General features: G+C 71.8%; 18 protein-coding genes. 4 read left to right on the forward strand and 14 right to left on the reverse strand.

Annotation, left to right across the window (positions count from 1 at the left end):
- Positions 1–6: 6 nt before the first annotated feature.
- Together BLT43_RS07595 and BLT43_RS07600 are read right to left on the reverse strand one after the other, a co-directional pair.
- Positions 7–1,185 carry an aminotransferase class I/II-fold pyridoxal phosphate-dependent enzyme gene (locus BLT43_RS07595; protein WP_090111596.1) on the reverse strand — a complete coding sequence of 393 codons (1,179 nt, stop codon included), beginning with the start codon at positions 1,183–1,185 and terminating at the stop codon, positions 7–9.
- 107 nt (positions 1,186–1,292) lie between these two features.
- Positions 1,293–2,618: an amidase gene (locus tag BLT43_RS07600; protein WP_090111598.1), complete on the reverse strand. Its 1,326-nt coding sequence runs from the start codon at positions 2,616–2,618 to the stop codon at positions 1,293–1,295.
- Between the two features lie 86 nt (positions 2,619–2,704).
- On the opposite strand from BLT43_RS07600, the gene BLT43_RS07605 reads away from it, so the two are divergent.
- Positions 2,705–3,916: a UbiH/UbiF/VisC/COQ6 family ubiquinone biosynthesis hydroxylase gene (locus tag BLT43_RS07605; RefSeq protein ID WP_207497457.1), complete on the forward strand. Its 1,212-nt coding sequence runs from the start codon at positions 2,705–2,707 to the stop codon at positions 3,914–3,916.
- Between the two features lie 30 nt (positions 3,917–3,946).
- Here BLT43_RS07605 and BLT43_RS19335 read toward each other — a convergent pair whose 3' ends face one another.
- From BLT43_RS19335 to BLT43_RS07635, 6 genes are all read right to left on the reverse strand, one after another.
- The gene (locus BLT43_RS19335) at positions 3,947–4,099 is read right to left on the reverse strand and encodes a Trm112 family protein (RefSeq protein WP_110559014.1); all 153 of its coding nucleotides are present in this window, start codon (positions 4,097–4,099) and stop codon (positions 3,947–3,949) included.
- A gap of 110 nt (positions 4,100–4,209) precedes the next feature.
- The gene (locus tag BLT43_RS07615; RefSeq protein ID WP_090111604.1) at positions 4,210–4,848 is read right to left on the reverse strand and encodes an LON peptidase substrate-binding domain-containing protein; all 639 of its coding nucleotides are present in this window, start codon (positions 4,846–4,848) and stop codon (positions 4,210–4,212) included.
- A gap of 27 nt (positions 4,849–4,875) precedes the next feature.
- Positions 4,876–5,796 carry a thioredoxin gene (gene trxA, locus BLT43_RS07620; protein WP_090111606.1) on the reverse strand — a complete coding sequence of 307 codons (921 nt, stop codon included), beginning with the start codon at positions 5,794–5,796 and terminating at the stop codon, positions 4,876–4,878.
- A gap of 96 nt (positions 5,797–5,892) precedes the next feature.
- Positions 5,893–6,681, reverse strand: a complete 789-nt coding sequence (locus tag BLT43_RS07625) for an exodeoxyribonuclease III (protein ID WP_090111608.1) — start codon at positions 6,679–6,681, stop codon at positions 5,893–5,895.
- A gap of 78 nt (positions 6,682–6,759) precedes the next feature.
- A complete protein-coding gene (locus BLT43_RS07630; protein WP_090111610.1) occupies positions 6,760–7,077 on the reverse strand; it encodes a hypothetical protein in 318 nt (105 codons plus the stop codon).
- 206 nt (positions 7,078–7,283) lie between these two features.
- Complete coding sequence (locus BLT43_RS07635) at positions 7,284–7,970, reverse strand: response regulator transcription factor (protein WP_090111612.1); 687 nt, start codon at positions 7,968–7,970, stop codon at positions 7,284–7,286.
- Between the two features lie 168 nt (positions 7,971–8,138).
- Between BLT43_RS07635 and ribA the strand changes: the two genes are divergently transcribed.
- Together ribA and BLT43_RS07645 are read left to right on the forward strand one after the other, a co-directional pair.
- Positions 8,139–9,221: a GTP cyclohydrolase II gene (gene ribA, locus BLT43_RS07640; RefSeq protein WP_090111614.1), complete on the forward strand. Its 1,083-nt coding sequence runs from the start codon at positions 8,139–8,141 to the stop codon at positions 9,219–9,221.
- Positions 9,222–9,268: 47 nt separating this feature from the next.
- Positions 9,269–9,715, forward strand: a complete 447-nt coding sequence (locus BLT43_RS07645) for a L,D-transpeptidase family protein (RefSeq protein WP_090112338.1) — start codon at positions 9,269–9,271, stop codon at positions 9,713–9,715.
- A 54-nt stretch (positions 9,716–9,769) separates the two neighbouring features.
- Here the strand turns inward: BLT43_RS07645 and fmt are convergent, their stop codons facing one another.
- From fmt to def (BLT43_RS07665), 4 genes are read right to left on the reverse strand one after another with little or no spacing between them, the layout of a single operon-like run.
- Positions 9,770–10,669 carry a methionyl-tRNA formyltransferase gene (fmt, locus tag BLT43_RS07650; protein ID WP_090111616.1) on the reverse strand — a complete coding sequence of 300 codons (900 nt, stop codon included), beginning with the start codon at positions 10,667–10,669 and terminating at the stop codon, positions 9,770–9,772.
- Positions 10,669–11,160, reverse strand: a complete 492-nt coding sequence (gene def, locus BLT43_RS07655) for a peptide deformylase (RefSeq protein ID WP_090111618.1) — start codon at positions 11,158–11,160, stop codon at positions 10,669–10,671. The genes fmt and def (BLT43_RS07655) overlap by 1 nt, the downstream gene beginning before the upstream one ends.
- On the reverse strand, positions 11,157–11,627 hold the full coding sequence (gene def / locus BLT43_RS07660) for a peptide deformylase (RefSeq protein ID WP_090111619.1): 471 nt from the start codon (positions 11,625–11,627) through the stop codon (positions 11,157–11,159). Before def (BLT43_RS07660) ends, def (BLT43_RS07655) begins: the two co-directional genes overlap by 4 nt.
- Positions 11,627–12,148, reverse strand: a complete 522-nt coding sequence (gene def / locus BLT43_RS07665; protein ID WP_090111620.1) for a peptide deformylase — start codon at positions 12,146–12,148, stop codon at positions 11,627–11,629. The genes def (BLT43_RS07660) and def (BLT43_RS07665) overlap by 1 nt, the downstream gene beginning before the upstream one ends.
- A 99-nt stretch (positions 12,149–12,247) precedes the next feature.
- On the opposite strand from def (BLT43_RS07665), the gene BLT43_RS07670 reads away from it, so the two are divergent.
- Positions 12,248–13,444 (forward strand): MalY/PatB family protein, encoded by a 1,197-nt coding sequence (locus BLT43_RS07670; protein WP_090111621.1) that lies wholly within the window; start codon positions 12,248–12,250, stop codon positions 13,442–13,444.
- A gap of 3 nt (positions 13,445–13,447) precedes the next feature.
- Here the strand turns inward: BLT43_RS07670 and BLT43_RS07675 are convergent, their stop codons facing one another.
- A complete protein-coding gene (locus BLT43_RS07675; protein WP_090111622.1) occupies positions 13,448–13,798 on the reverse strand; it encodes a hypothetical protein in 351 nt (116 codons plus the stop codon).
- 76 nt (positions 13,799–13,874) lie between these two features.
- Positions 13,875–14,645: a precorrin-4 C(11)-methyltransferase gene (gene cobM, locus BLT43_RS07680; protein ID WP_090111623.1), complete on the reverse strand. Its 771-nt coding sequence runs from the start codon at positions 14,643–14,645 to the stop codon at positions 13,875–13,877.
- Positions 14,646–14,680 lie beyond the last annotated feature (35 nt).

The raw sequence follows: 14,680 nt of genomic DNA on the forward strand, positions 1-14,680 counted from the left end.
TCCTTCTCAGTCGTAGAGACAGCCGCGGAGCGTCTCGAGCCCGCGCTGCATGTCGTCCGCCGGGGCCACCATGGCGACCCTGACATAGCCGTTCCCCGGATTCTCGCCGCCGACGTCGCGACCGAGATAGGCGCCGGGCAGCACCCGCACGCCGGTCTCGCGCCACAGCTTCAGCGCCGCCGCCTCGCCGTCATCGACCGGCAGCCACAAGAAGAAGCCGGCCTCGGGCGCGGCGTAGCCCGGAACGCCGCCCAGCACACGGTCGGCGATGTCGTATTTCGCGGCGTAGAGCGCGCGGTTCTCGTCGACATGCGCCTCATCCGACCACGCCTTCGCGGCGACCGCCTGCAAGGGCAGCGGCAGCGGCGCGCCGGCATAGTTCCGAAGCTGCCGCATCCGGCGGGTCGATTCGGGGCCCGAGGCCGCGAAGCCCGCGCGCAGACCCGGCAGGTTCGAGCGCTTCGACAGCGAGTTGAACACCACCAGCCGCTCGGGGTCCGCGCCCATCGCCTCGGCCACGGCAAGCGCGCCCGGCGGCGGCGCGGTGCGCCAGATCTCGGAATAGCACTCGTCGGCGAAGACCCGGAAATCGTGCCGCTCGGCCAGATCCATGAGCCGCTTCAGATAGGCTTCCGAGGCCACCGCGCCCTGCGGGTTCGAGGGCGAGCAGAGGTAGAAGATCGCCGTGCGGTCGAGCGTCTTCGCGGGAATCGCGTCGAGATCGGGCAGGAAGCCGGTCTCGCGCGTCGCCGGCAGGTAGACCGGCTCGGCCCCGACCGAAAGCGCGGCCACCGCGTAGACCTGGTAGAAGGGGTTGGGCATCAGCACCAGCGGCCGCGCGCCGGCCTTGGTCTCGGGGCAGAGCGCCATGGCGGCGTTGTAGAGCCCCTCGCGGGTGCCGTTCAGCGCCAGGAGCCGCTCGGGCGCGGCCGCGACGCCGTAGCGCCGGCCGATCCAGCCCGAGATCGCGCCGAGCAGCATCTCGCTGCCCTCGTTGACCGGGTACTTGCCGAATCCCGCCGCCGCCTCGGCGATGGTGGGGGCGACCCAGTCCGGGTAGCGGTGCTGCGGCTCGCCGATGGTCATGGCAAGCGGCGCGCCGCCGGGCGCGTGCGAATCGAGCAGCGCCCGCAGACGCGGAAACGCATACTCCGGTAGGTCCGAGAACCGCTCGGGGAAATCCATCGCTGCCTCATGATCCGGGGTCGTGGCTGCCCCGTTTTGCCACGAAACTACCCGCGCGGGCAGAGCGATGTCCAGCTTTCGCCCCGCCCCCGCCGGTCTTGTGGCTTTCAGGCCAAGGCCGCCTCGACCGCCGCCGCGAGCCGCCAGAGCCGCCTATCGGCCCCCGCCGGCCCGTTCAGCAGCACGCCGCAGCCCGGATCGCCCGCCGGAAGCGCCGCCGAGCACAGCCCCATCAGGTTGGCGAGCCGCGTGTTGCGCAGCGTCTTGAGGTTGGTGAGACGGAACGCCTCCGAATCATCGAGCAGCGGCTGGACCTTGGGCGGCCGGATCGCCACGCCGGGGCAGATCACCGCGTCGAAGCTCGCCGTGGCGGCGCGGAAGCCCGCGCGCAGCGCGCGCAGCCGGTCCCAGCCGGCGATCCAGTCGGCGGCGGACACGTCGCGCCCGGCCCGGACGCGGTCGAGAATCGGCGGGTAGAGCGTGTCGGGCGCGGCCTCGATCCGTTCGCGCCACCAGGCCCAGGCCTCGGCGGTGTAGAGCGGGCCCGACAGCGCGTAGGCCTCCTCGAGCGGCGGATGCGCGCGGCGCACGATCTCCGCCCCCTCGCCGTCGAGCCGCGACAGCGCCGCGTCGAAGCCGCGCGACACCGCCGGGTCGAAATCCTCGGTGACGACCGTGTCGATCACCAGGAGCCGCGCGCCCGAAAGCGATGCGCCGCGCAGATCGGCCGCGGGGCCGCCCAGCGCCTCCAGCGCCAGCACCCCGTCCGCGACCGTCCGCGCCAGCGGCCCGGCGGTGTCGAAGCTGGTGCAGAGCGGCACCGCGCCCTGCATCGGCAGCGCGCCATGGGTGGGCTTCAGCCCGACGAGGCCGTTCCAGACCGACGGCACCCGGATCGAACCGCCGGTGTCCGAGCCGATCGCCACCGGCGCGAGGCCATGCGCCACCGAGGCCGCGGCACCCGAGGAGGAGCCGCCCGGCGCGGTCTCCGGGTCGAAGATGTTGGGCGGCGTCGCGGTGCGCGGGTTCAGCCCCAGCCCCGAGAAGGCGATCTCGGTCATGTGGGTCTTGCCGAGGCAGACGAGGCCCGCCGCCGTCGCCCGGCGCAGGATCTCGGCATCGCTCCCGGGCACCCGGCCCGCCATCAGCCGCGTCCCGGCCCCGGTCTCGACCCCGGCGCTGTCGAAGAGATCCTTCCAGCTTACCGGCACGCCGTCGAGCGGGCCGCGTCGCAGCCCGAGCCGGGCGCGTTCGCGCGCCGACGCAGCCTCGGCCAGCGCGCGGTCTGGCGTGGTGCGGGCGTAGATACGGGCGCCGTCGGGATGCGCATCGATCGCGTCGAGGAAATGCTCGGTCAGCTCCACCGGGTCGATCTCGCCCGCGCCGATGCCCTGCCCCAGCGCCGCCGCCGTCATCCGCCGCCAATCGGTCATCGCGTCCCCCTGCCCGTCTCGCGCCTGCGACGCTAGCGGCGGTGCGGCGCATGGACAATCCCGCCCCCGGCCCCATAGTCAGCGCCATGAACCGAGACAGCGACATCCTGATCACCGGCGGCGGGCTGAACGGCCCGGTGCTCGCGCTCGCGCTGGCGCGGGCGGGCTTCACCGTGACCCTGATCGACGCGGCGCCGCCCGAGGCGGACGCGTCGGCCGCCGCCAGCCGCGCCTATGCCATCGCCGCCGGCTCGCGCCGGATGCTGGCGCGGCTCGGGCTCTGGGCGGCGCTCGCCCCCGACGCGCAGGAGATGGCCGAGATCAAGGTCACCGACGGCCGCGCCGGCGAAGGCCCGGCGCGCGGCATGCTGCATTTCGATTCGGCCGAGATCGAGAACGGCCCGATGGGCCACATGGTCGAGGACCGGCACCTGCGCGCCGCGCTGGCCGAGGCGCTGGGCGCGGCCGAGGGGGTGACGCTGAAGGCCCCGGTCCGTGTGGTGGCGCAGGAGGCCGGCCCCGGCGGCGTCACGGTGACGCTCGATTCGGGCGAGCGGCTCACGGGGCTGCTGCTGGCGGGCTGCGACGGCCGGCAGAGCGGCACCGCCACCCGCGCCGGCATCCGCCGCGCCGGCCACGGCTACGGCCAGAGCGCGATCACCTGCACCGTGGCGCACGAGCTGCCGCACAAGGGCGTCGCTCACCAGTTCTTCATGCCCGGCGGGCCGCTGGCGATCCTGCCGCTGAAGGGCAACCGCTCCTCGGTGGTCTGGAGCGAACGGACCGAGCGGGCCGAGAAGATCGTGGCCGGCCCCGACGAGGCCTTTCTCGCGGCGCTGCGCCCGGCCTTCGGCAACTTCCTCGGGCAGATCCGGCTCGAGGGCGCGCGGGGGCTGCACCCCTTGGGCCTCAGCCTCGCCGAGCGCTTCGTCGCGGCGCGCGTCGCGCTGGTGGGCGACGCGGCGCACGGGCTGCACCCGGTGGCGGGGCAAGGGCTGAACGCGGGCCTGCGCGACGTCGCGGCGCTGGCGCAGGTGCTGGGCGAGGCGCGGCGGCGCGGCGAGGATGTCGGCACCGGGCCGGTGCTCGAGCGCTACGCGCGCTGGCGGCGCTTCGACACCGCGACGCTGGCGGCGACGACCGATTTCACGACGCGGCTGTTTTCGAACGACAACCCGCTCCTGCGGCTGGCCCGCGACGCCGGCATGGGCGCCATCAACGCCGTGGCGCCGCTGCGCCGGGCGATGATCCGCGAAGCGGCGGGGCTGACGGGCGAGCTGCCGGAACTGATGCGCTGACGCGCTGGGGTCCCCGGCGGGCACCCCGGCCTAGTCCAGCGTACGCGCCTCGTCGGCCAGCATCACCGGGATGCCGCCGCGGATCGGGAAGGCGAGGTTCGCGGCCCGGCTGACCAGCTCCTGCCGCTCGGCATCGTAGCTCAGCGGGCCTTGCGTCTGCGGGCAGACCAGCGCCTCGAGCATCCGCCGGTCGAAGGCGGCGCGCCCGGCGCGCGGATCGGGGTCGGGCTCGGGGATCGGATCGAGCGGCGGCACCGGCGGCGGGCTGTCGGGCGGCAGGTCGGGATCGTCGCTCATTGCATCATCTCCTCGCCCGGGCCGCCCCCGTGCAGGGCGAACTCGATCAGCGCCACGAGGCTTTCGCGCCGGTTCGACAGGTCCGGCGCCTCGAGCAGCGCCTGGCGCTCCTCGCTGTCGAAGGGGCAGAGCATCGACAGCGAGTTGATCAGAAGCTCGTCCTCGGCTTCGTTCAGGCTTTCCCAGTCGGTCGAGAGGCCGCGCTCCTCGAAGAAGCGCGCCAGGAGCTTGAGGAAGCTGTCGCGGTTCAGGCCCGGATCGGTCTCGACCGGGCCGAGGTCGCGGGCGAAACCCTCCCAGCTCACCTCGCAGCGGCGGTAGGGGGTGAAGCCGTCCACCTCCTTGCGCACCCGGAAGCGCGACACGCCCGAGAGCGTGATCATGTAGCGCCCGTCCTCGGTCTCCGAGAATGCGGTGAGCCGGCCGGCGCAGCCGATGGCCTGCAGCCGGTTGTCGGGGCCCTCATGGGGCTGGATCATCCCGATCAGCCGTTCCGGCGTCTTCATCACGTCCTCGAGCATGGCGAGGTAGCGCGGCTCGAAGATGTGCAGGGGCAACCGGGCGCGCGGCAAGAGCAGCGCCCCCGGCAGGGGGAACACGGGGATCGTATCGGGGAGGTCCGCGCTTGTGATCATGTCCGGCGACCTAGCGTGGCCGGACGGTCAGGCAAATATCATCGAGGACAACCGGCGCCGCCCGGACAGCGCCACGGGGTCCTTGGCCGGAAGTGCCTCGAAGATGGTGAAGAGCTGGGTCTTCGCGGCGGCCTCGTTCCACTCGCGGTCGCGGCGGAAGATCTCCAGCAGCTCGTCCACCGCCTCGGCGGTCTCGCCCTTGGCGTGCAGCGCCGTGGCGAGGTCGTAGCGGGCCTGCAGGTCGGCCGGGTCGGCTTCCACCTTGGCGCGCAGCTCGGCCACGGGGCCGGCGGCCGAGGCCTGCCGCGCCAGCGCGATCTGGGCATGCGCGGCGTCGAGCTCGGGGGTGCGGGCGATGTCGGCGGGCGCGCCGTTCAGGATCGCCTCGGCCTCGTCCACCCGGTCGAGCGCCAGATGCGCGCGCACCAGCCCCGCATAGGCGGCGGCGTTCCTGCCGTCCTCCTGCAGGATCGCCTGGAACACCTCGATCGCGCCCTCGGCGTCACCCTCGCCCAGCATGGTCTCGGCCGCCTCGACCGCCTCGGCGAGCCCGCCATCCTCCTCGCCGCCGCCAAGTGCTACGAGCTTGTTCACGAACTTCTCGATCTCGGAGCCCGGCAGCGCGCCCTGGAAGCCGTCGACCGGCTGGCCCTGCCAGAAGGCGTAGACGGTGGGGATCGACTGGACCTGCAGCTGGCCGGCATAGGCCTGGTTCCGGTCGACGTCGATCTTGACCATCTTCACCTTGCCGCCGGCCTTCTGCACCGCCGCCTCGAGCGCCGGGCCGAGCGTCTTGCAGGGCCCGCACCAGGTCGCCCAGAAGTCGACGATCACCGGCACCGTCTTCGAGGCCTCGACCACGTCCTGCATGAAGGTGGCGTCCGAGCCGTCGATGACGAGATCGGCGGCGGGGCCGGGGGCGGCGGAACTGTCCTGAAGGCCGAGCATTTTGGGCTCCTGTCGTTGAATTGCGGCCCGGCGGGGCGGGCTGTGTCCTGAACGGACTATATGTGGACGCGGCCGGGCCGCGCCAAGGGCGAAAGCTCAGAGGTCGAAGCTGGCGAAGACCGGCGCGTGGTCGGAGGGCTTCTCCCAGCCGCGCACCGCCTTGAGGATGCGGCTGCCATGCGCGGCCCCGGCGATGTCGGGCGTGGCCCAGACATGGTCGAGCCTGCGGCCGCGATCGGCGGCCTCCCAGTCCTTCGCCCGGTAGGACCACCACGAATAGAGCTGCCCCTCGGGGATGTCCTGACGGGTCACGTCGACCCAAGAGCCGCTGTCCTGCACCTGCGCGAGATGCTCGACCTCGATCGGCGTGTGGCTCACGACCTTCAGGAGCTGCTTGTGGCTCCAGACGTCGTCCTCGCGCGGCGCGATGTTGAGGTCGCCCACGAGGATCGCGCGCTCGGGCCGGTTGGCATGGAAGTCGTCGCGCATGTGGGTGAGGTAGTCGAGCTTCTGGCCGAACTTCTCGTTCTTCTCGCGGTCCGGCTCGTCGCCGCCGGCCGGGACGTAGAAGTTGTGGATCGTCACGCCGTTCTCGAGCCGGCCGGCGATGTGGCGGGCATGGCCAAGCTGCGCGTGGTCATGCGCCGCGACCTCCTCGATCGGCAGGCGCGACAGGATCGCGACGCCGTTGTAGCCCTTCTGGCCGCGCGCGATCATGTGGTCGTAGCCCAGCGCCCGGAACGCCTCGAGCGGGATCTTCTCGACCGGGCTCTTGCATTCCTGCAGGCAGAGCACGTCGGGCCCCTCCTCCTGCAAGAGCCGCGCAACCAGCGTCTCGCGCAGGCGGACCGAGTTGATGTTCCAGGTGGCGAGGGTGAAGGGCATGGGCGGTCTCCGTTGCGGGCCGCGCCTGACTAATGCCTTACCTGCCCGGACGCCACCCGTGGCGCCCGCCCCCCTGCCTCAGGGCCGGATCGTGTAGCGCGTGGCGGTGCAGACATCGACCTGCCCCGCGATCACGTCGCCATCCTCGAACATCATCAGCAGGTCGTAGAGGCATTCGCCGACATTGCGGATGGTGACGTCGGCGCTCTGGCCCGAGGGCAGGACGTATTCGCCCAGGAGATCGTCGCGCCAGTACTCGTCCGTGACCGGCGAGGCGAAGAGCCGCACCAGCACGATGCCCGAGCGGTTCTCGACCCGGAGCGTCTCGGTCCGGCCCTGCGCCTGCGCGGCGGGCGCGGCGAGCAGGGCGAGAAGGAGGGCGATGCGGGTGATCATGGCGGCTCCTCCTGCGGCGGCTCGGCCCCAGTCTAGGCCGCGTCCGCCTCACACCACAGGGGCTTCGCCGCGTCACGGGCAAAAAAAGGCCGGGCCAGAGGCCCGGCGCAAGTCCAACAGGGAGGTGATGGCATGACCCCGCCATCAGGGGCTTCGGCGGCGGAACGCGCGTCCTGCGGGGAGGTTCCCCGCAAAACGCGCGCGGTTCAGGCGACCAGCCGATATCCGCCGGATTCGGTGACCAGCAGCCGCGCGTTCGAGGGATCGGGCTCGATCTTCTGGCGCAGCCGGTAGATGTGGGTCTCGAGCGTGTGGGTGGTGACGCCCGCGTTGTAGCCCCACACCTCGTGCAGCAGCACGTCGCGCGGCACCACGCCTTCCGAGGCGCGGTAGAGGAACTTGAGGATGTTCGTCTCCTTCTCGGTCAGCCGCACCTTGCGGTCGTCCTCGGTGACGAGAAGCTTCTGCGCGGGCCGGAAGCTGTAGGGCCCGAGCTGGAACACCGCGTCCTCGGACTGCTCGTGCGTCCGAAGCTGGGCGCGGATGCGCGCCAGCAGCACCGGGAACTTGAACGGCTTGGTGATGTAGTCGTTCGCGCCCGCGTCGAGGCCGAGGATGGTGTCGCTGTCGCTGTCATGGCCGGTCAGCATGATGATCGGGCATTTGACGCCCTGCTTGCGCATCACCCGGCACAGCTCGCGCCCGTCGGTGTCGGGCAGGCCGACATCGAGGATCACGAGATCGAACAGACCGGCCTTGACCTGCGCCATGGCGTCGTGGCCGTTTGCGGCCTCGAACACGTCGAAATCCTCGGTCATGACCAGCTGTTCGCTCAGCGCCTCGCGCAGGTCGTCCTCGTCATCGACCAGTAGGATCTTCTTCACTTGTGCCATCGCGCCGCCTCCGTGCTGTGATGCAGATCGCTGCCTATCTGCAGATGTGTAACGTTCTCGTGTGCCGCAAGTTTCCCAACAGCCGGTCACGCCGAGTTGTCGCCACCCGGGGAAATGTTACAGTTCGCTTCCGCGCCGGGGGTCTCCGGCGCCGCGAAGGATCTGCCGATGCCGTTTTCCCCCGACCCCGTCGAACGCCGCGCCCGGGCGCTGGCCGATCTCAGGCTCGGCGTGCCGGTGGCGCTGACCGGGGCGCGGGGCGGTGCGCTGGTGCTCGCGGCGGAGGCCGCGACGCCCGACCGGCTGGCCGACCTGCGGTCGCTCGGCGGCATCCCGGTTCTGGCGATCACCGGGCGGCGGGCCGAGACGCTCCGCGCGCGGGCCTATGACGAGGATCTCGCGCGCGTGGCGCTGCCGGCGGATGCCGATGCGCGCTGGCTGCGCGCCGTGGCCGACCCGGCCGGCGATCTCGCCACGCCGATGAAGGGGCCGCTGAAGACGCTGCGCGAGGGCGATGCCGGCATCCACCGCGCCGCGATCCAGCTGGCCAAGGCGGCGCGGCTTCTGCCCGCCGCGCTGGTGCTCGAGATCGAGGACGCCGCGGGCTTCGCCGCCGCGCATGACCTCACCCGGCTCGACCTGCCGCTGCCGCCGCAGGTGACGCCGGCCTACGCCCCCGTCGCCGCCGCCCGGCTGCCGATGGAGGCGGCCGAGCGCGGCCGGCTGCACGTGTTCCGCCCCGGCGATGGCGGCGAGGAGCATTACGCGGTCGAGATCGGCCGCCCCGCCCGCGACGCGGCACCGCTGGTGCGGCTGCACTCGGCCTGCTTCACCGGCGACGTGCTGGGCTCGCTGAAATGCGACTGCGGGCCGCAGCTTCATGCCGCGCTCGACCAGATGGGCGAGGCCGGCGAGGGCGTGCTGCTCTACCTCAACCAGGAGGGCCGCGGCATCGGGCTCGCCAACAAGATGCGCGCCTATTCCCTGCAGGACCAGGGCTTCGACACGGTCGAGGCGAACCACCGGCTCGGCTTCGAGGATGACGAGCGCGATTTCCGGATCGGCGCCGAGATCCTGAAGCGGCTCGGCTTCCGGCGCATCCGGCTGCTCACCAACAACCCCAACAAGGTCGCGCGCATGACCGAGGCCGGGATCGCGGTCGAGGAGCGGGTGCCGCTGAAGGCCGGCGAAGGGCTGCACAACCACCACTACCTCGCCACCAAGGCCGCCAAGTCGGGGCATCTGCTGTGAGCTACTCTCCCGCCGATCTCGTCCTGACCCGCCGGGGCCTGCGCTTCATGGGCCGCCACCTGCCCTGCTCGATCGGCAAGGGCGGCATTCGGGCCGACAAGCGCGAGGGCGACGGCGCGACGCCGGTGGGCGAACACCGCATCACCGGCATGCTCTACCGCCCCGACCGCGTGGCCCGGCCGCAGCCATGGGCCGAGCCGATCCGGCCGGGCGACCTGTGGTCGGACGCAAGCGGCTACGCCGCCTACAACAGCCTCGTGCGCGCGCCCTACCCCGCCAGCCACGAGGTGCTGCGCCGGGCCGATCCGCTCTACGACATCGTGCTGGTCACCGACTGGAACGAGGACGGAAAGCCCGGCGCGGGCTCGGCCATCTTCCTGCACCAGCGCCGGCGGCCGGGCTTTCCGACCGAGGGCTGCGTGGCGTTTTCGCGCGCCCACCTGATCTGGCTCGCCCGGCATATCCTGCCCGGCGCGCGGCTGATCGTGCGCTGATCACTTCTCTCCAGAAATACGCAAACCCGACGCCGGCCCCAAACGGGCCGCCGGTCAGTCGAGCCGGTCCGGCAGCGCCCGGCCCCTGAGCGCCTCGGCGGTGGGCAGCGGGCGCTTGCCCTCGCGCTGGATCTCCATGAGTTCGACCGCGCCGTCGCCGCAAGCGACCACGCCCGCACCGATCACCGCGCCCGGCGCGCCCTCGCCCGGCCCGGCGGCGGCGCGCAGGAGCTTCAGCCGCTCGTCACCCGCCATGCACCACGCGCCCGGAAAGGGCGAAAGCGCGTTGATGTGCCGTGCCACATGCGCGGCGGCGCGGGTCCAGTCGATCCGCGCCTCGGCCTTGTCGATCTTGGCGGCGTAGGTGACGCCGGCCTCGGGCTGCGGCGCGGGGCGCAGATCGTCGATCCGGCCCAGCGCGTCCGCGATCAGCCGCCCGCCCATGCCGGCCAGCCGGTCGTGCAGGTCGGCGGCGGTGTCGGTCGGCGCGATCGGGGTCGCCTCGCGCAAAAGCACCGGGCCGGTGTCGAGCCCGGCCTCCATCTGCATGATGCAGATGCCGGTCTCGGTGTCGCCGGCCATGATCGCGCGCTGGATCGGCGCGGCGCCGCGCCAGCGCGGCAGCAGCGAGGCGTGGATGTTGAGGCAGCCGCGCGCGGGCGCGTCGAGCACCGGCTGCGGCAGGATCAGCCCGTAGGCCACCACCACGGCGATCTCGGCGTTCAAAGCCGCGAACTCCGCCTGCGCCTCCTCGCCCTTGAGCGATACCGGGTGGCGCACCTCGATGCCCAGTTCCTCGGCGCGGGCCTGCACCGGCGAGGGGCGGGGCTTCTTGCCGCGGCCGGCGGGGCGCGGCGGCTGGGTGTAGGCGCAGACCACCTCGTGACCGGCCCGGACCAGCGCGTCGAGCGCGGGGACCGAAAAGTCCGGCGTGCCCATGAAGACGACGCGCATCAGGAGAACTTCCTCGCCTTGGCGACCAGCCGGTCGCGCTTGAGCCGGCTCAGCCGGTCGAAATACATCTTGCCGTCCAGATGATCGATCTGGTGCTGCAGCGAGGTGGCCCAGAGCCCGACGAAGTCGCGCTCCTCGATCTCGCCGCCCTCGTTGAGGAAGCGCGCCGTGACAGCACGGGGCCGCGAGATGACGGCCGAGACGCCGGGCAGGTTGGGCGAGGCCTCCTCGTGCTCGCGCAGCTGGGCGCTGGCGTGCAGGATCTCGGGGTTGGCCATGCGCACCGCCTGCCCGCGCGCGTCGGAGGCGTCGACCACGGCGAGGCGCAGGCCGACGCCGATCTGCGGCGCGGCGAGGCCGACGCCCGGCATCGCGTCCATCGCGGCGATCATCTCGTCCCAGATCGCGCGGATCTCGTCGGTGATCGCCTCGACCGGGGCTGCGGGCTTGCGCAGCATGGCGTGCGGCCAGCGCAGGAAGGGACGGGTCATGCGAGGTTTTCCTCTTCGTGACGGTCGATGCAGAGCACGCCGTCGAGATGGTCGAGCTCGTGCTGCACGCAGGTCGCCTCGATCCCTTCGAAGGCGGCCTCGTGGCCCGCGCCCTGCAGGTCCTGCCATTTCAGCACCACGCGGGCGGGGCGGCGGACGCGGCAGGGGGTGTCGGGGATCGACAGGCAGCCTTCCTCGCGCAGCACGGTCTCGTCCGAGGCCGAGACCAGCTCGGGGTTCACGAAGACCTTGGGCTCGGGATCGCCCTCGCGCCAGCGGACATCGGTGACGAAGAGCCTGAGCGGCAGGCCGACCTGCGGCGCGGCGAGGCCGCGGCCGGTGGCGTGGTACATGGTCTCGATCATGTCGGCGGCCAGCTGCGACAGCGTGGCGTCGAACAGCGCGACCGGCCGGGCCGTGGCCCGCAGCACCGCGTCGGGGTGCCTGCGGATCGGCAGCAGCGCCATCAGCCGCGCGCCCGCTCGCGCTTGAGCTTCTGCATCTTGCGGGTGATCATCTGCCGCTTCATCGGCTTGAGGTAGTCGATGAAGAGCCGGCCATCGAGATGGTCGATCTCGTGCTGCACGCAGGTCGCCCAGAGCCCCTCGAAGCGCTCGGCATGGGTTTCGCCGTCGAGCCCGAGCCAGCGGACCTCGACCTCGGCCGGGCGCTCGACCTCGGCGAACTGCTCGGGGATCGACAGGCAGCCCTCCTCGTAGACCGAGCGGTCCTCGGAGGCCCATGTGACCTCGGGGTTGATCAGCACCATCGGCCGCGGCGCGGCGTCCTCCTCCTTGACGGCGTCCATCACCAGGAGCCGGTGCAGCTGCCCGACCTGCGGCGCGGCCAGCCCGATACCGGGGGCGTCGTACATGGTCTCGAGCATGTCGTCGGCGAGGCGACGGATCTCGTCGGTGATCTCGGCGACCGGCTGGGCGGCGGTCTTGAGACGCGGATCGGGGTGGATGAGGATGGGGCGCAGGGTCATGGCGCCGATCTAGGGCCAAGCGCCGAGGCTTGCAACAGCCGGGGCCTTGCGCGTGCCGCGCGCCGCGTGCAGCCTCGCGCCGGAACCAAGGAGACCGGCATGACCCGACAGACGCCCCATACCCCATCGCGTTTCGACGAGATCGTCGAACGGCGCGGCACCGATTGTGCCAAGTGGGACCTGATGGAGCCGGTCTACGGCGTGCCGGCCGAGGACGGGCTCGCGATGTGGGTGGCGGACATGGATTTCCGCCCGCCGCGCGTGGTGCAGCAGGCCCTCGAGAGGCTGGCCGCGCACGGGATCTACGGCTACCCGGCCGGCACGCGGGCGCAGGACGAGGCGGTGTCGCGCTGGATGACCGAGCGGCATGGCTGGACGCCCGATCCGGACCACGTCTTCACCACGCATGGCCTCGTCAACGGCACCGGGATCTGCGTCGACGCCTATACCGACCCGGGCGACGGGGTGGTGCTGTTCACCCCGGTCTACCACGCCTTCGCCCGGGTGATCCGCGCCGCCGGGCGCGAGGTGGTGGAATGCGAGCTGACGCTCGAGGGCGACAGCTACGTGCCGGATTTCGAGGCCTGGGACGCGCAGATGACCGGGCGCGAGCGGATGATGATCCTGTGTTCGCCGCACAACCCGGGCGGCCGGGTCTGGACCCGTGCCGAGCTGGAGGGCTGGGCCGCCTTCGCGAAGCGTCACGACCTCGTGCTGGTCTCGGACGAGATCCATTGCGACCTGACCATGCCGGGGCAAGAGCACCTCGCCATGACCCGGATCGAGGGCGTGGCCGACCGGCTGGTGATGCTGACCGCGACCACCAAGACCTTCAACATCGCGGGCGCGCATATCGGCAACGTCATCATCGCCGACCCGGAGCTGCGCGCGCGCTTCGCGTCGCGGATGGGCGCGCTCGGGATCTCGCCCTCGAGCTTCGGCCTCGCCATGGCGACGGCGGCGATGTCGGCTGAGGGCGCGGCCTGGGTCGACGAGCTGCGGGCCTATCTCGACGGCAACCGGCGGCTCTTCGACGAGGGCATCGCCGCGATCCCGGGGCTGCGCTCGATGCCGCTCGAGGCGACCTACCTGTCCTGGGTGGATTTCGAGGGGCTCGGCATGTCGCGCGACGAGGTGCTGGAGCGGGTCGAGACGCAGGCGCGGATCGCGGTGAACCACGGCCCGACCTTCGGCAAGGGCGGCGATCACTTCCTGCGCTTCAACCTCGCCACGCCGCGGGCGCGGGTCAAAGAGGCGGTAAAGCGGCTGCAGGCGGCCTTCGCCGACCTGCAGTGAGGCTCAGAGCGGCGGCAGGCGGAGCGGCTCCTCCTCCTCCGCGCGCTCGAAATCGACGGGCGGCGTCTCGTTCACGCGGCTGTGGCGCTTGAACTCGTAGACCCGCTCGCCCTCCTCGACGCGGGAGGTCATGACGAGGCATTGGTAGAGATGGCGCGGCCCGTCGTAGAGATCGACGAAGCCGTGCAGGATCGGCGCGTCCTTCGCGGCGAGCGCGAAGCCGTCCTCCCACATCCGCAGCACCGGGTGCACGTCCTCGCCGTCATGGATGCACAGCCGCCCGGAGCGGCGCTGCGCGGCCCGCCGGGCCGCTTCCATGGCTTCGCGCATTTCCCTCGTCAGGTATTCGGTCATCTCGCATCCTCCCCGATTCCCAGTCTGACCGGAGAAGTGTGAAATTCAAGCAACGCCCCGACGTTCGGCCGCGATTTCAGTCGGTTTTGACCCTCGGGCGCAGCACGTGCGGCCGCGCCGCGTCGTAGAGCGCGCTGTCGGGGAAGCCCTGCTCGCGGCCCAGCGCCGGGCCCACGAGGATCAGCGCGGTGCGGGTCAGCTTGGCCTCGCGCACGCGGCCGTGGATGTCGGCCAGCGTGCCGCGGATCACCATCTGGTCGGGCCAGCTGGCGCGGTAGACCACGGCGACCGGGCAGTCGGCGCCGTAGAACGGCGTCAGCCGCCGCTCGATGTCCCTGAGCGCCCGGATGCCGAGATGGATGGCCAGCGTGGTGCCGGTGGCGGCGAAGTTCTCGAGCGTCTCGCCCGCGGGCATGGCGGTCGATTTCATCGACATGCGGGTGAGCACGATCGACTGCGCCAGCTCGGGGATGGTCAGCTCCTGCCCGAGGGCGGCGGCAGCGGCGGTGTAGGCCGGCACGCCGGGCACGATCTCGTAGGGGATGGCGTCGGCCTTGAGCCTGCGGATCTGCTCGGCGATGGCGCCGTAGAGCGAGGGGTCGCCGGAATGGACGCGCGCCACGTCCTCGCCGCGCCCATGCGCCGCGACGATCTCGGCATGGGTCTCCTCGAGCGTCATCGGCGCGGTGTCCATGACCCGCGCGCCCTCGGGCGCGCCGGCGACGACCTCCTCGGGCACCAGCGAGCCCGCGTAGAGGCAGACCGGGCAGTGCCCGATCAGCCGCGCGCCCTTGAGCGTCAGAAGCTCCGGGTCGCCCGGCCCGGCCCCGATGAAATAGACGGTCATGGCGCGTGTCCTGCTACTTTACTCTCGAAATACTC

The sequence above is a fragment of the Limimaricola pyoseonensis genome (genome assembly GCF_900102015.1).
GTDB classification, from domain to species: domain Bacteria; phylum Pseudomonadota; class Alphaproteobacteria; order Rhodobacterales; family Rhodobacteraceae; genus Limimaricola; species Limimaricola pyoseonensis.

Coding starts and splice junctions, on each gene's coding strand:
- BLT43_RS07595 (WP_090111596.1), bottom strand. CDS start 1,185: ATGGATTTCCCCGAGCGGTTCTCGGACCTACCGGAGTATGCGTTTCCG.
- BLT43_RS07600 (WP_090111598.1), bottom strand. CDS start 2,618: ATGACCGATTGGCGGCGGATGACGGCGGCGGCGCTGGGGCAGGGCATC.
- BLT43_RS07605 (WP_207497457.1), top strand. CDS start 2,705: ATGAACCGAGACAGCGACATCCTGATCACCGGCGGCGGGCTGAACGGC.
- BLT43_RS19335 (WP_110559014.1), bottom strand. CDS start 4,099: ATGCTCGAGGCGCTGGTCTGCCCGCAGACGCAAGGCCCGCTGAGCTAC.
- BLT43_RS07615 (WP_090111604.1), bottom strand. CDS start 4,848: ATGATCACAAGCGCGGACCTCCCCGATACGATCCCCGTGTTCCCCCTG.
- trxA (WP_090111606.1), bottom strand. CDS start 5,796: ATGCTCGGCCTTCAGGACAGTTCCGCCGCCCCCGGCCCCGCCGCCGAT.
- BLT43_RS07625 (WP_090111608.1), bottom strand. CDS start 6,681: ATGCCCTTCACCCTCGCCACCTGGAACATCAACTCGGTCCGCCTGCGC.
- BLT43_RS07630 (WP_090111610.1), bottom strand. CDS start 7,077: ATGATCACCCGCATCGCCCTCCTTCTCGCCCTGCTCGCCGCGCCCGCC.
- BLT43_RS07635 (WP_090111612.1), bottom strand. CDS start 7,970: ATGGCACAAGTGAAGAAGATCCTACTGGTCGATGACGAGGACGACCTG.
- ribA (WP_090111614.1), top strand. CDS start 8,139: ATGCCGTTTTCCCCCGACCCCGTCGAACGCCGCGCCCGGGCGCTGGCC.
- BLT43_RS07645 (WP_090112338.1), top strand. CDS start 9,269: ATGGGCCGCCACCTGCCCTGCTCGATCGGCAAGGGCGGCATTCGGGCC.
- fmt (WP_090111616.1), bottom strand. CDS start 10,669: ATGCGCGTCGTCTTCATGGGCACGCCGGACTTTTCGGTCCCCGCGCTC.
- def (WP_090111618.1), bottom strand. CDS start 11,160: ATGACCCGTCCCTTCCTGCGCTGGCCGCACGCCATGCTGCGCAAGCCC.
- def (WP_090111619.1), bottom strand. CDS start 11,627: ATGGCGCTGCTGCCGATCCGCAGGCACCCCGACGCGGTGCTGCGGGCC.
- def (WP_090111620.1), bottom strand. CDS start 12,148: ATGACCCTGCGCCCCATCCTCATCCACCCCGATCCGCGTCTCAAGACC.
- BLT43_RS07670 (WP_090111621.1), top strand. CDS start 12,248: ATGACCCGACAGACGCCCCATACCCCATCGCGTTTCGACGAGATCGTC.
- BLT43_RS07675 (WP_090111622.1), bottom strand. CDS start 13,798: ATGACCGAATACCTGACGAGGGAAATGCGCGAAGCCATGGAAGCGGCC.
- cobM (WP_090111623.1), bottom strand. CDS start 14,645: ATGACCGTCTATTTCATCGGGGCCGGGCCGGGCGACCCGGAGCTTCTG.